We start from the raw sequence: 13416 nt of genomic DNA on the forward strand, positions 1-13416 counted from the left end.
AGATTCTGGCGATCGTCAGCTCGACGGCTGCAGGCCGGCCAGGAGGTTGAAGGCGCCGGTCAGGAAGTTGAGCGTGACGACGCCGACGATCTCGGCGATGACCCGGTCGCTCCACCCGTGCGCCCGCAGATCGGCCACGTCGGCGTCGGTGAGGGACGACGGCTCGGCCAGCACCCGTACGGCCACCGCGATCAGGGCCGCCTCCCTGGCGTCGGTGGACGTGCCCTGCCGCGCCAGCGCGATGTCGGCATCGCTGAGCCCGGCAGCACGTCCCGCCTCGATGTGCGCCTGCATGCAGGTGCCGCACCCGATCCACTCCTGTACGGCGAGCGAGACCTTCTCGCTGAGCGCCCGCGGCAGTTTGACGCGTTTCATGGCGCGCGACAGGTTCAGGTAACCCTCCAGCAGCGCCGGGGAGTGCGCCATGGTGGCGACCATCTCCCCCACGCTGCCCCTCCTGTCGAGGATGTCCTGCAGCAGGTCCTGGGACTTGCCGGGAGCGGTCGCGGGCTCAAGCGGCACCAAGCGTCTCATAGCGACGTACCCTACCCCCCTACCGTATAGGAAGGGAAGATGATGCAACGCTTGCTGACTCGGCATCTGTCTCGATGGCTCGGCCGCCGGCCCGCCGGCCAGGCGGGTGCTGGACGAAGGCGCCCTGCCCACCTACATGCACGACCCCGCCAACCGGGCCTCCGCCGCCGTGGCCGAGGCCGCCGGCTTCCGTGACCTGGGGTGGCGCGCCTGCGGCGCCGGCTGATCGGCTACTTGGTGGCGGAGGCGACGAACAGCGGCAGGGCGAGGAACAGCCGGTCCTCCTCGGCACGGCGCGCCTGCTCCCCCGTCCAGGCGTCGCACTCCTCCCGGGTGATGACCCCCGCCGAATGCGCGGCCTGCGCGAGGCCGGTCAGCATGGCGAGCATGGTCTCGCCGGTGAAGACCCCGACGTGCGCCTCCACCTCCACCTCGCGGAACCCGGCGTCCAGCAGCAGGTTGCGGTACGCGCGGGCGGCGCGCGGGTTCGTGGTGAGGTCGGCGCGGGCGTGCACGATGATCCGGGTGAGGGCGGGCTGGTCGGAGTCGATGACGATGGTGTCCCAGTCCTGTCCGATGAGGACGATCCGGCCGCCGGGGGTCAGCACGCGTACGGCCTCGGCCAGAGCCTTGGCCGGGTCGGCGAGCTCGTGGAAGACCTTGTCCGCCCGGTAACCGGCCACCTCGCGATCATGCAAGGGCAGGCGATAGGCGTCGCCGATGCGGAAGTCGGCCTGGGGCCGGCGCCGCCGGGCCACCGTGATCATCTCTTCGCTGACGTCCATGCCGACCGCCGTGACGTTCCTGTCGGCCAGCTCGGCGACCGCCAGGCCCGCGCCGCAGCCCACGTCGACGACGGTGTCGCCGGGCTTGAGCCGGAGCAGGTCGTACGTGCGGGCGCGCAACAGGGCGGCGGCCGGCATGGCGTCGGCGCGGTCGAGGAGCTTGATGAGTTCGTTCGACATGCCCCCACCATGCGACTTGATGTCGACATGAAGTCAACTCCGGCGATGGCCGTCGGCGACGCCGCAGCCAGGTTCGGGCTCGCGCCGCACGTCCTGCGCCACTGGGAGGCGGTGGGCCTGCTCTCCCCGGCCCGCGCCGAGGGCGATCGCCGCCGCCACGGCCGTGACGACCTCTACCGGGTCGCCGCGATCCTGCGCGCCGGGGAAGCCGGCATCGGCTTGGAGGATCTCCGTCAGACGCTCACCGCCGCAGAGCCGGCCACCCGCCGCGAGATCCACCGCCGCAACCGCGAGGATCCGAACGCGTCGGGCAGGCCGACCGGTCAGTGATGGTAGGCGTGGATCACGGCGTGCCCCTTGCCGCGCCCGATGATCCACTTGTTGATGGGCAGAGTGACGAGGAAGGCCACCAGCAGCGAGAACGCCAGCGCCCCCCAGAACAGCAACGAGGCGAGACCGGCGTCCATCGCGCCCGGGATGATCACCATGACGCCGTTGTCGACGATCTCCATGACGAGGATCGACAGGGTGTCGGCGGCCAGGGCGAGGCGTAGCGCCGCACGCCACTTCAGGCCCGCACGGAACAGTCCGCGCAGGGTGAGCGCGTATCCGAAGACGAACGCCAGCGCGACGGCCAGCAGGATGCTGGGCAGGTCGTGCCAGCCCAGGGCGGTGGCGATGACCATGCCGAGCACCTCACCGATGGCACAGCCGGTGAGGCAGTGCAGGGTCGCCGAGGCGGCCACTCCCCACGTCACCTTCCGCTGCCGGTGGACGCCGGAGCCGTCACCGTGGTGCGTCGATTCAGACATCAGAACCTTCTAGCTCGAATAGACACCCAGGCAAACCTATACCCCCTACCCGTATGCTGGCAATGTTCTGCCGCCGGCCCTGCGCAGCCGCGTTCCCCGTTCACCACTCGACCGGCTTGACAGATACCCCCCGGTGGTATTTTCTAGCCGACGCAATACCCCTTAGGGGTATCAGGCTTTCGAGTGGAGAACACCCATGCCCGCACCATTCCCCCGGCGCTGGGCCGCACTGGCCCTGATCGCCACCGCCCAGTTCATCGTCATCATGGACACGTCGATCATCGGCGTGGCCCTCCCCCGTATCCAGCAGGACCTCGGCTTCTCCCAGGAGAACCTGTCCTGGGTCTTCAACGCCTACGTCGTCGCCTTCGGCGGCCTGCTCCTCCTCGGCGGCCGCCTGTCCGACCTGTTCGGGGCGCGCCGGCTCTTCAGCACCGGCTGGCTCATCCTGCTCGCCGGATCCCTCCTGGCCGGCGTCGCACCCGAGGTGTGGATCGAGCTGACCGGCCGTGCCGTCCAGGGCGTCGGCGCCGCGCTGATCGCTCCGTCCGCGCTCACCCTGCTGATGATGCTGTTCGGCCACGACCCGAAGGAGCTGACCAAGGCTCTCGCCCTGTACGGCGCCGCAGCCCCCGCCGGCGGCACCGCGGGCGTCTTCCTCGGCGGCCTCATCACCGAATACCTGAGCTGGCCCTGGGTCTTCTACATCAACATCCCCATCGCCCTCGTCGCGCTCCTGGCCACGGGCGCCCTGATGCCCGCCACCCCATCGGCGCGCGGCTCCATCGACGTGCTCGGCACCCTGACCGTCACCCTCGGCCTCGGCACCGCCGTCTACGCCATCGTCCGCGCACCGGAGGCCGGCTGGGGCTCGGCCGAGACGTGGCTCGTCCTCGCCGGCGCCGTGGTGCTGCTGGCCGCGTTCGTCGCCGTCCAGGCCCGCCGCCGCGAGCCGCTGATGCGCCTGTCGATCTTCCGTACGCCGAACCTGGCCGCCGCCAACCTCACCCAGCTCCTGCTGGGCGGCGCGTGGATCCCGATGTGGTTCTTCCTCAACCTCTACCTGCAGCAGGTCCTCGGCTACAGCGCCTTCCCGAGCGGCGCCGCGCTGCTCCCGATGACCGTCCTCATCATGCTCGGCATGATCGTCCTGGCGCCCCGGGCCATCGGCCGCTTCGGCCCCAAGGCCACCACGGTCGCCGGCCTCGTCCTGCTCACCGCCGGTATGGCCTGGCTGTCGCTGATCAGCCCGGACGGCGGCTTCCTCACCGACGTCCTGCCCGCCGGCCTCGTGGCCGCGCTCGGCATGTCGCTGGCCTTCATCCCCTCCCTCGGCACCGCCATCTCCTCCGCCCGCCCGGAGGAAGGCGGCCTGGCCTCGGGCATCGTCAACACCAGCTACCAGGTGGGCTCGGCGCTCGGCCTGGCCGCCATGACCGCCGTCGCCGCCGCCAACGGCGCCGATCGGCTCGGAAACCTGCCCGCACTCACCGACGGCTTCTCCGCCGCCTTCATCGGAGCCGCCGCCATCGCCCTCCTGGCCGCCCTGACCGCCGCCACCACCCTGCGGACCACCGCCCCGGCTCCCACCGAGCAGGTCACCGCCGCCCGAAGTTGAGTGTCCTCCCACCGATACCGGACCGGGCCGCGATCCCGTGCCGATCCACCGCACGACCTGGTGGGTCGGCGCGGACGACAATGACGCTCTGGGAGAGATCGGCCCGACACCGATCCAAACCGTTCAGATCGACTCACGAAGCTCCTGCTGACCCGGCAATCGGTGCAGGTCGCTCCCCTGCATAGCAGGTCTTCCGGTAGGACAGTTCAGGGGCGTGCAGGGCCCAGCCCGCGGCGGACTGCGGCCCTGCCTCGGCGACCTGCGGTCGAGTCACCGACGTACCGTTATCGCGGAGCCTCTTGACGGGTAGCTTTGTGCCACGCGAGCCGCGTCTTCTCCCACCCAGCCGAGCAAAGCAGAGCCGCGGCTGCTCTGGAAGGGCAGGCCGACGTAGGTGAGGCCGGGCACCGGGCTGATTCCGCCGATGTGCAGCGGCACGTCGCCGTCCAGAGCTCCGGGGATACGCATCCAGCGGTAGTCAGGGCGGTATCCGGTCGCCCAGATCACGGCGGACGGCGTCACCGTCTCGCCTTCAGCCGTTCTGAACCGGTTTCCCTCTACGGAGACGATGCGATCGACGACGCGCACTGCCAAACGGCGCAGTTGCTCGGGACCGGTGCCGATCAGCGGGTCGCGCCTGCGTACGAGGCGGCCGAGACGGCTGGTGACCGGGGCTCGTACGACCCCGGCCAGCTCCAGCCAGGCGAAGAGGTCGCGGCCGAGAACGCGCTGGGGCAACGCCGGTTTACGCGTGCCGAGCGCGACAGTGACCTGCCGGTCCGCACACAGCTCTGCTGCGATCTGCATGCCGGAGTTGCCGCCGCCTGCCACGAGCACGGGTCCGTCGGGCAGTTGGCTGGGGCTGCGGTAATGGGCACTGTGCACAGCGACGATGTCCGGCGGGAGCGGCAGACCGGGAATGTGCGGACGTTGGAAAGGGCCGGTCGCGACCACCACGCCCTCGGCGGTGTAGGTGTCGTGATCCGTGACCGCCTCGAAGGTTCCGTCTTTCGCCCGGCGCAGCTGCCGTACGGGGGTGCCCAGACGGATGGGGAGGTCGAAGTGTGTCGCATAGGTCTCGAGGTAGGCGGCCACCTCGTCCTTATGCGGGTAACGGCCGCCGTCGCCGGGCAGCGGCAGGCCAGGCAGCGAGCTCAGCCGGGCGGAGGTGAACAGGTGCAGCGAGTCCCAGCGGCGCCGCCAGGACTCCCCCACGCGCGAGTGCGCTTCCAGGACGAGCACGTCATGCCTGGCCAGGCGTAGCTCCCGGCCCACGGCAAGCCCTGCCTGGCCGGCGCCGATCACGGTTATCATGCGATCAGCCTGGCCCGCCGCCCGCCGGTCTGGCTTGAACGAACCTGCTATCCCCGCAGCCAGCGCACCCCGGTTGACAGCACCGATGGTGCGTCGCCCATCATGCGGCGGATCGTCCGGCTCAGGTGCGGGGCGTCGGAGAAGCCGGCAGCGTGCGCGGCGTCGGTCAGGGTGGCACCGTCCGCCAGCGCGTACAGCGCGAGCCGGAGCCGCATCCACAGCACGTACGGCCGGCCCGCCCCACCGGCCGCCTCGGAAGGCGGGGCGCAACCATAGCTCTGACGGCGGGGCTCGCCACCGCGGTCATCGGCGGCTGGATCATCGCCGCCGCAGAAGGCGGTCCTGGCACGGGGTACGGCATCGTCGGCGGCTACGTGGACCTGGCGATGGCCCGGATCGCCCTCCTCCTCGGCGCCCTGGCTCTGCTCCGCTCCCGCCGGACCACCTGACCCGCAACTGGACCGTCGGATGTCGTGCGTGGACCGGCTTCAATTTCCATTGAGGCGGGCAGTTCGCCGACCCCCGGGGGATGATCGCACCGGCTCACCGAAAGAAGTCGGTGATGTCGTCCCCAAAGGGCAACCGCTTGACCCGCATTGCGGTCGGCGCCGTGACAGTGGCCTTGGCGTCCCAGCCGTACCGGGTCGCCGAGACCACATTCCCGATCGCGAGATCCGGGTCTCCCTTGCCCGTCCTCAGAACTGTCTGGACGACGATCGGACGTCCGCTCAGATCGGCGGAGATTCCCCACATGAGGCTGAGGTTCCGCATCCTCGGGTGGAGCGGGCCACCAACCATCTCGCGGAAGGCAGGCGACAGCTTGAACAACTCAGTCAGGGTGATCGTCCCCCTGATGGTCCAGGACTTCTTGACCACCGCTCGGTTGTCGACACCGACAAGCGCGCCGGAGGGCCTGTTGATGGTGGCCTTGGCGATCAAAGCCTTCAGCGTGGCCCGTTCGAAGATGTCGATGACCTGGTCGGCGTGCAGCCCGGCTCCGCCTGGCGCCTTGCCCAGATTCACCCACCCCTTCCGTCCATACGCTGGCCCGTTGGCATACTGCACGCCGCCGACCGTCCGCAGCCGCTGCGGACGGGTGAACACCTTCACCAGGTCCGCGTCCCGCTAATCGCCGTAGGCGGCATCCTCCTTGAGGAAATGCACGTGCCAATAGTTCGCCTTGACCTCCCGCCGTAGGTCGGAACTCACGATGCCCGGGCGGCCAAGCCGCAAGATGCCCCTGGTGTGGACGTGGAACGAGGTGCTGGGGAACGAACCGCGCGGCAGATCGTCCATTCTGGGATCATGCGGCATCGCCGCACTCGCGAACTGCCAGACCCGCCCTGCGGCCCCGTCGGCGACCAGCTTCTCGACCGCCCTCACCACATCCACCGATGCCGCCTGGGCTGGGGCAGCCGGGATGACCACGACAGCCGCCATCACGGCCGTCAGAGATTTCGTCATGAGGAAGATTATCGGGGCACCAACCGACAGCGGTTGCTGCGCACCGCCCGCTGGGACGCCGTCGTCAGAAAGGGCACCGGATCGGCCGGGGTGCAACAGCGATACACCGGCACCGCGGGCCGCATCGAGAACGCTCAGGTCGGGCCGTATCGGCGGCGGCCTCGATCGACCTTCCGCTTTCAGCCTCGAGCAGAGCCGCGGCGGGGCACCGTGGAAGGAGGCCCCAGGAAATCAGGTGTTCGGCCCCTCATCCAAGCGGTGCGCGCCGGATACGAATGCGAGGCAAGGCGTTGAGCGCCATGTCATGGTCGGCGCCTTACCATTCCCCTGAACGTCCCGGGTAGGAACCCGTCCCGGGGGTGAGGCCGGATGCGTGCGCTGACATTTGCGCCAGGCCAGATGGGGACGCTGGCGGTGCGGGAGGTGCCCGATCCGGAGCCGGGCGCGGGTGAGCTGCTCGTCCAAGGGCTGGCCCTGGGCATCTGCGGGACAGACAGGGAGCTGGCCGCCGCCGTGTACGGCTGGGCGCCCCCGGGCGAGGAGCGGATGGTCATCGGGCACGAGTCGCTCGGCCGGGTGCTGGAGGCGCCCGCGGGCTCCGCGTTCTCGCCGGGTGACCTGGTGGTGGGTGTCGTACGTCGCCCCGATCCGGTGCCGTGCGGGGCGTGCCTGCACGGCGAGTTCGACATGTGCCGTAACGGCCGCTACTCCGAGCGCGGCATCAAGGAGTTCGACGGGTACGGAAGCGAGCGTTGGACGGTAGAGGCGGGGTACTCCGTGCGCCTGGATCCGTCGCTGGAAAGTGTCGGCATGCTGACCGAGCCCATGTCCGTGGTCGCCAAGGCGTGGGAGCAGATCGACCGAATCGGTGCACGGGCCTGGTTCGAGCCACACATGGTGCTGGTGACGGGGGCAGGGCCGATCGGGTTGCTGGCCGCGCTCATGGGGCGGCAGCGGGGGCTTGACCTGCACGTGCTCGACCTGGCTCCTGAAGGAGGACTCAAGTCGAGACTGGTTTCAGACCTGGGCGGCACCTATCACTCGGGCACGTCCCTGATGGATTTCCGCCGGCACAAGCCCGACGTCATCATCGAGTGCACTGGTGCTGGGCAACTCGTCATCGAAGCCATGACGATGAATGCGCCGACGGGCATCGTGTGCTTGTGCGGGCTCGCGCCCGGAGGGCGCGAGCATCGGGTGGACCCCGGGATGATCAACCGGGAGATCGTGCTGGAGAACGACGTGGTCTTCGGCACGGTGAACGCGAACCTGCGCCACTTCAGGGCCGCGGCGACCGCCTTGGCCGAGGCCGATCGAGGGTGGCTCGAACGGCTGATCACCAGGCGGGTGCCGCTGGACTGCGCGCTGGAGGCTTTCCGGCCCGGGGACGACGTCAAGGTCGTCATCGACCTCACCACATAGCGGAACCGGCCATGCCGGCTACTGGGGGTGACCAGTGGGTATGCCCCGCCGAGGGGAACTTTCATGATCACTGACCAAGCCCGGCGCGGGCGCCTGGGACGTGTCGCGTTCATCGCGGCAGCCGCGGCCGTCGGCGGATTTCTGTTCGGGTACGACAGTGCCGTCGTCAACGGCGCTGTCGTGGGTATCCAGCACCGCTTCCGGGTGGGACCGGTCGAGACCGGCGTCGTGGTGGCGATCGCGCTGCTGGGGTCGGCCGTGGGCGCCTGTACGGGCGGACGGCTGGCCGACCAGTTGGGGCGTACGAGGTCCATGCAGTTGGCGGCGCTGCTGTTCGCCGTCAGCTCGATCGGGCAGATGCTGCCGTTCTCGCTCTGGGATCTCGGCTTCTGGAGAGTGGTGGCGGGCTTCGCGATCGGCATGGCGTCGATGCTCGCACCCGCGTACATCGCCGAGGTCGCGCCGCCCGCCTACCGTGGCCGGCTGGGCTCGTTCCAGCAGTTGGCCATCGTGCTCGGCATCGCCATCTCACAGCTCGTCAACTATGTGATCGCCAGCATCGCCGGCGGCAACGTCAGCAACCACCTCGGGCCGCTGCAGGCCTGGCAGTGGATGCTGGGTGCCTGCGCGATCCCTGCCCTGATGTACCTGCTGCTCGCGCTGAAACTCCCCGAATCGCCCCGCTATCTGATCATGTCGGGCCGCACCCAGCAGGTGCGCGAGGTGCTGACTCAGATCGAGGGTGAGGACGTGGACCTGGACAAGCGCATCGCGGAGATCCAGCACGTGGTGCGCGTCGAACGCGTGCCGGGAGTGAAGGACCTCCGCGGCCCGGCGCTCGGGCTGCTGCCGATCGTCTGGATCGGCATCATCCTGTCGGCCTTCCAGCAGTTCGTCGGCATCAACGTGATCTTCTACTACTCGACCGTACTGTGGCAGTCGGTCGGCATCAACCAGAGCGACTCCCTGCTGATCAGCTTCTCCAGCTCGATCATCAACATCGTCGGCACACTGATCGCGATGGCGCTGGTCGACAGGATCGGCCGCAAGCCGCTGCTCCTGATCGGCTCAGTGGGGATGACGATCGCGCTGGCCACCACGGCATGGGCGTTCAGCGCGGCCAGGGGGACCGGCGACAAGGTCACGCTGCCGGATCCGCAGGGGCTGATCGCGCTCGTCGCCGCCAACGTGTTCGTGCTGTTCTTCGCACTGTCGTGGGGGGTGGTGATCTGGGTGCTGCTGGGCGAGATGTTCCCCAACCGCATCCGCGCCGCAGCCCTGGGCGTCGCCGCTGGGGCCCAGTGGATCGCCAACTGGCTGATCTCGGTGTCGTTCCCGGCGCTCGCGGAGTGGAATCTTCCGCTCACCTACGCCGGCTACGCCGTCATGGCGCTGCTGTCGTTCGTCTTCGTCGCCAGATGGATCAGGGAGACCAAGGGGCGCAGTCTGGAGGAAATGGGTTGACCCGGTCGCTACAACCGTGGCGCGCCACCGCCCGTCGGCCGGCCATCTCCCGGTGAATGCGCTGGACGGCGGAAGGTCAGCGTCGTCGCCGCGACGTGAGCCAGTCCGCTTGTTCACGGGCGCGTGGAGGAATGGCCTCACGATGTGGCCCGTCGTCGGGATCGACCTCGTAGCGCAGTTGGACGCAGTCGTCGAGCAAAGCGCCGTACAACGTCCAGAGCGGTGAATGCGGATCGATCTTCGCCATCTCCATGCGAGCAGCGCGCTCGAGGCGCTCACCTTCCGCCACGATGCCGCGCAGGCGAACCAGGTCCACCCCGCCGCCAGGGGCGACCAGCAGCTGCTCGAAACAGGCATAGGCCTGCCCGATCCCATCCAGCAGGTCGGCGAAGACCTCGGGGAAATCGCCGGTCTCACGCTGTCCTGGAAGGCCACGGACCCCGGCGGCCAGGTCCGCGAGGGCACGGGCGACGCCGCGCATCTGATGGCAGGCGTGCTCCAGACAGAGGACAGCCTGCATGATCCGGCGCAGGCGCTGGCGGGTTCGTTCCCGATGCATGGTGAACCGCAGGGACTCAGTGGCTCGTTCGGCGCTCTCGTGGGCCGATCGCAGCCTGGCAGACATGCGCCTGGCGCGGGCCAGCCATTTCTGCGCCTGGTGTGCGGTCCAGGGTTGCCTGACGCCTTCCGCCAGATCGGAACAGAGGTCTGCGAGATCATCGGCCAGGTCGGCCATGTCCTTGGCGGCCCTGCCCACGTGACGGGGCGGGATCATCAGTATGAGCGTGGCTCCGACGAGGGCGCCGACGACGATGTCGAGCAGCCGTGCCATGCCGTACTCGCGGCCCAGGGCGAACACCAGGAGGGCGGTGATGGGCGCCTGCGTGTTCTGCCAAGGTATGCCGACGGTCCTGCTGACCACCAGCGCGACTGCGACGAGGATGGCCATGGTGGCGGCGTTGGTGCCGAACACCTGCACGAAGCCGAGTGCGGCCGCCAGTCCGACCAGCACCGCTATCGTCTGCTGGACGGCCTGGACCACCGTGCTGTAAGCGGTCACCGTCACCGACAGCAACACGCCGGTGGGAGCGAGCACCGGCTGGGGTGAACCGATGACTTCGGTGGAGACCCGCCAAGCCACCAGGCAGCCGACGATGACCGTCACCGTCGGCATCAGCAACTGCCTCTCACGCCGCACCCAGCGGTGAACCCCACGCCGCCGCCATCGAACCGAGTCGGAGATTCGGTCGCCCCATCGGTTCAGCCATCGCCTCACGGCGGAAAGTACCATCACTGGGCCCCTAGACGTGCTGCCTCGCCTGGCGGCTTCCGGGTCGTCTTTCCCCTTTTATCGTGGGGCCGCCCAATCGGGTGGCGGGCGCTCCGTACCCGAACAGCACATTGCCTTCACCATGCCGCCAGGTCACCTCGGTGAGATCACGAGCCCCGCTTGTCCGGAGCTGGAACCGCTTCAGGCCGAGTCGCGGCCCTGGCTCGGTCAACGCCGATCTCGTACCTGATCTTCGATGCCTTGCACGTGGACGGCGGCTCCACCATCGACCTGCCGTACGCGCAAGTCAGAGACCTGCTTTCGACGGCCGTAGACGCAGGAGAGCACTGGGGCGTCCGCCCCACAGCGTCGGCGACGGGGCCGTGGCATTCCGGAGACCAAGCGCGGACGGCCGTTCTGCGGCATCCGAGCTGGCGTGGCCTGCGCCCGGACAAGCGGCCGGACCAGATTCGGAGGGAAGAGCGTTGAGGGCAAGGATCGGTCAGCCGTCATCCGGAAGCGCTGGAGTCGCTGGACCCGGCGGCGACGGGGTGAGCCGCTGCCGCGACCATCGCGCCAGCGCCAGCGCCGCCACCAGTATGAAGGCGCTTCCCGCATAAATGGCAAGCTCCGTGAGCTGCTGGCGGCTCTCTGACGGGCTCACCGACACCGTCAGCCGGACGACCACCGACAGAAGGTGCCGGATGATCGCGATGATGCCGACGATGATGAACGGTTCCAGCTGCAGGCGGCCGCCCGCGAGGTGGGTCTGCACCGTGACGAAGATCTCCAGGACGATCAGCACGAGGAGTAGCTCTTCCAGGATGACGATGATCTTCTCAGCACCGGATGCCCCTCCTTGGACGATCGTGAGGGTCAGCAGGACGAGAATGCCGACGCCCAGAGCCAGCAGCACGAGCGACACCAGGTAGAGGATCCCGTGCTCGGCAGAGACCAGGATGGCCAGCAGCTTGCTGTTACCCGGCGTGTGAGCGACCTCGCGTGCCACGGCTTCGGCCGCAGATGGAGGTCCGGGCGCACCTGATCTGTCCGTTGGGTTGTTCATGAGCCATACCTGGGATTGATGCTGTGTGCTGGGACCGTCGTACAGGGTGGCCTCTACCCTCGGTCCGGCACGTGTGAATCTCCCGGTCCTGTGCGGTGCTGTCCATGATCTGCCCAGCTCAGGTCCTGCACTCGTAGCTCATCGCAGCCCAGCGTCATGGTGACCATTGGATTACCGGCCCAGGTCGGTGACGAGGTTGATGGCCACGGCCAGGATGCCGGTGTTGAAGAAGTAGGACAGCAAAGCGTGCGCAAGAACCACCTTGCGAATGTGCGTGCTGACCACGCGGTCGTCGGTCAGGCCGAACGTCACACCGATCGTGAAGGCGAGATAGGCGAAGTCGCTGTACGCCGGCGGATCCTTCTGCGCGAAGTCGATGCCGCCGTCCTCGTCCACGTAGTAGAGCCTGGCGTACTTGAAGGCGAACACCGTGTTCACCAGGCCCCACGACACGACGACCGTCACCACGCTCAGAATGACCAGGACCGTCGTCAACGGGGTGTGACTGGCGGTGCGGACCAACGCGAGCGCGACCGCTCCCAGGCTGGCTACCGCGCCGATCAGCACGCCGGTGTCGGTGGAGCGGGCGTCGCCCTCCTCCTGAGCCAGCCGCTTGGTCTCCTGGTGATCCTTGGGCCAGCTGATCAACCACACCCAGACCAGGCCCACCGTCGCGGCCACACCCCAGCCGAGCAGCGGCGACAACTCCGGAAGCCCCAGACACCAGGAACCAGCCGCGATGACGACCCCGACCCCCAGGGATGTCAGCACGCGGCGCACCGACATGACGCGCTTCCCGGCGCTTCCCCTGGACGCGAACCTCATCGCTCCAGCATCCCAACGAGCCTCCGCAGCCACAGGACCCCGGCCGGTGTGTCGCCGATCGGAGTTCGGGGCGCTCAGGCCAGGATCGAGGTCAAATCCTTCGGCATGGCGGACTTCACGTCCTCCCACTCGCCATCGGTGATGTGCCTTCTGAGCGCTTGCAAAACCTTCTGGACCAGCTCTTCCTCGCTCTCCTGGAGCTCGAAGGCCAGCTCGCCCGAGACGCGGTCGAGGAACTCCTTACGATGGGCCTTGACCGGCACGGTGCTTGGCCGCCAGCCGTCGTAGTAGATCCCGCGCATCAGCAGCGGCAACTGAGCGGCCAACTGGGCGCTCTCCTGCACGGTCAGCCGGTCCCGTAGCGCGTGCAGCACGGCGCGCAAGGCGGCGTAGGACTGATTGCGGCGCTCAGGCGTCCAGCCGTGCGCCTCCTCGATCTCCCGCAGCACGCGGTTGGTCTTGTCCACCGTACGGTTGAACGGCGCATAACCGGTTTCCGCCATCGCCTTGACTCCTTTCACCCCTCTGCGGGCAGCCTTCCCGACAAGTTTCCGCATGTCGGACATGGGGCCACATCCCCCAGCCGGGTAGTTGTCGCACCAGGAACGAAAGATCTCATCGGGCATGGGATTTCCCTTTTCCTGTCGTGGCAGGCGCTCCAT

The 13416-nt window shown here is 68.5% G+C and carries 16 protein-coding genes; 5 read left to right on the forward strand and 11 right to left on the reverse strand.

Annotated elements, in window-relative coordinates:
• Nucleotides 1-15: 15 nt before the first annotated feature.
• The gene (locus ACFFR3_RS09275; RefSeq protein ID WP_364379261.1) at nucleotides 16-534 is read right to left on the reverse strand and encodes a carboxymuconolactone decarboxylase family protein; all 519 of its coding nucleotides are present in this window, start codon (nucleotides 532-534) and stop codon (nucleotides 16-18) included.
• A gap of 230 nt (nucleotides 535-764) precedes the next feature.
• Entirely contained in the window at nucleotides 765-1499 is a 735-nt protein-coding gene (locus ACFFR3_RS09280; protein WP_379482935.1) for a methyltransferase domain-containing protein, read from the reverse strand.
• Between the two features lie 27 nt (nucleotides 1500-1526).
• On the opposite strand from ACFFR3_RS09280, the gene ACFFR3_RS09285 reads away from it, so the two are divergent.
• The gene (locus tag ACFFR3_RS09285; protein ID WP_379482936.1) at nucleotides 1527-1829 is read left to right on the forward strand and encodes a MerR family transcriptional regulator; all 303 of its coding nucleotides are present in this window, start codon (nucleotides 1527-1529) and stop codon (nucleotides 1827-1829) included.
• Here the strand turns inward: ACFFR3_RS09285 and ACFFR3_RS09290 are convergent.
• Entirely contained in the window at nucleotides 1823-2311 is a 489-nt protein-coding gene (locus ACFFR3_RS09290; RefSeq protein WP_345407897.1) for a DUF4396 domain-containing protein, read from the reverse strand. The two genes, ACFFR3_RS09285 and ACFFR3_RS09290, sit on opposite strands and share 7 nt — an antisense overlap.
• A gap of 196 nt (nucleotides 2312-2507) precedes the next feature.
• Between ACFFR3_RS09290 and ACFFR3_RS09295 the strand changes: the two genes are divergently transcribed.
• On the forward strand, nucleotides 2508-3929 hold the full coding sequence (locus tag ACFFR3_RS09295; RefSeq protein ID WP_345407899.1) for an MFS transporter: 1422 nt from the start codon (nucleotides 2508-2510) through the stop codon (nucleotides 3927-3929).
• A gap of 270 nt (nucleotides 3930-4199) precedes the next feature.
• Here the strand turns inward: ACFFR3_RS09295 and ACFFR3_RS09300 are convergent, their stop codons facing one another.
• Together ACFFR3_RS09300 and ACFFR3_RS09305 are read right to left on the reverse strand one after the other, a co-directional pair.
• Nucleotides 4200-5243 (reverse strand): flavin-containing monooxygenase, encoded by a 1044-nt coding sequence (locus ACFFR3_RS09300; protein ID WP_345407901.1) that lies wholly within the window; start codon nucleotides 5241-5243, stop codon nucleotides 4200-4202.
• 47 nt (nucleotides 5244-5290) lie between these two features.
• Nucleotides 5291-5458: a helix-turn-helix domain-containing protein gene (locus ACFFR3_RS09305; protein WP_345407903.1), complete on the reverse strand. Its 168-nt coding sequence runs from the start codon at nucleotides 5456-5458 to the stop codon at nucleotides 5291-5293.
• On the opposite strand from ACFFR3_RS09305, the gene ACFFR3_RS09310 reads away from it, so the two are divergent.
• A complete protein-coding gene (locus ACFFR3_RS09310) occupies nucleotides 5396-5692 on the forward strand; it encodes a DUF6223 family protein (protein ID WP_345407905.1) in 297 nt (98 codons plus the stop codon). The two genes, ACFFR3_RS09305 and ACFFR3_RS09310, sit on opposite strands and share 63 nt — an antisense overlap.
• A gap of 94 nt (nucleotides 5693-5786) precedes the next feature.
• On the opposite strand, the gene ACFFR3_RS09315 is transcribed toward ACFFR3_RS09310, so the two are convergent.
• Both ACFFR3_RS09315 and ACFFR3_RS09320 read right to left on the reverse strand, forming a co-directional pair.
• Nucleotides 5787-6353 carry a hypothetical protein gene (locus ACFFR3_RS09315; RefSeq protein WP_379482937.1) on the reverse strand — a complete coding sequence of 189 codons (567 nt, stop codon included), beginning with the start codon at nucleotides 6351-6353 and terminating at the stop codon, nucleotides 5787-5789.
• A 15-nt stretch (nucleotides 6354-6368) separates the two neighbouring features.
• The gene (locus ACFFR3_RS09320; protein ID WP_345407911.1) at nucleotides 6369-6707 is read right to left on the reverse strand and encodes a hypothetical protein; all 339 of its coding nucleotides are present in this window, start codon (nucleotides 6705-6707) and stop codon (nucleotides 6369-6371) included.
• A 369-nt stretch (nucleotides 6708-7076) separates the two neighbouring features.
• Between ACFFR3_RS09320 and ACFFR3_RS09325 the strand changes: the two genes are divergently transcribed.
• Together ACFFR3_RS09325 and ACFFR3_RS09330 are read left to right on the forward strand one after the other, a co-directional pair.
• Nucleotides 7077-8129, forward strand: a complete 1053-nt coding sequence (locus ACFFR3_RS09325; protein WP_379482938.1) for a glucose 1-dehydrogenase — start codon at nucleotides 7077-7079, stop codon at nucleotides 8127-8129.
• Between the two features lie 63 nt (nucleotides 8130-8192).
• Complete coding sequence (locus ACFFR3_RS09330; protein ID WP_379482939.1) at nucleotides 8193-9593, forward strand: sugar porter family MFS transporter; 1401 nt, start codon at nucleotides 8193-8195, stop codon at nucleotides 9591-9593.
• 76 nt (nucleotides 9594-9669) lie between these two features.
• On the opposite strand, the gene ACFFR3_RS09335 is transcribed toward ACFFR3_RS09330, so the two are convergent.
• The 4 genes from ACFFR3_RS09335 to ACFFR3_RS09350 form a co-directional block, all read right to left on the reverse strand.
• Entirely contained in the window at nucleotides 9670-10767 is a 1098-nt protein-coding gene (locus ACFFR3_RS09335; protein WP_379482940.1) for an FUSC family protein, read from the reverse strand.
• 598 nt (nucleotides 10768-11365) lie between these two features.
• On the reverse strand, nucleotides 11366-11929 hold the full coding sequence (locus ACFFR3_RS09340; protein WP_379482941.1) for a phosphate-starvation-inducible PsiE family protein: 564 nt from the start codon (nucleotides 11927-11929) through the stop codon (nucleotides 11366-11368).
• Nucleotides 11930-12100: 171 nt separating this feature from the next.
• Nucleotides 12101-12709, reverse strand: coding sequence for a DUF1345 domain-containing protein (locus ACFFR3_RS09345; protein ID WP_379482942.1), 609 nt, complete (start codon nucleotides 12707-12709; stop codon nucleotides 12101-12103).
• 119 nt (nucleotides 12710-12828) lie between these two features.
• Nucleotides 12829-13257 (reverse strand): DUF2267 domain-containing protein, encoded by a 429-nt coding sequence (locus ACFFR3_RS09350; protein ID WP_345407923.1) that lies wholly within the window; start codon nucleotides 13255-13257, stop codon nucleotides 12829-12831.
• Between the last annotated feature and the right edge of the window lie 159 nt (nucleotides 13258-13416).

The sequence above is a fragment of the Nonomuraea salmonea genome, assembly GCF_042428605.1.
In the GTDB taxonomy this organism is placed as follows: Bacteria; Actinomycetota; Actinomycetes; order Streptosporangiales; family Streptosporangiaceae; genus Nonomuraea; species Nonomuraea salmonea.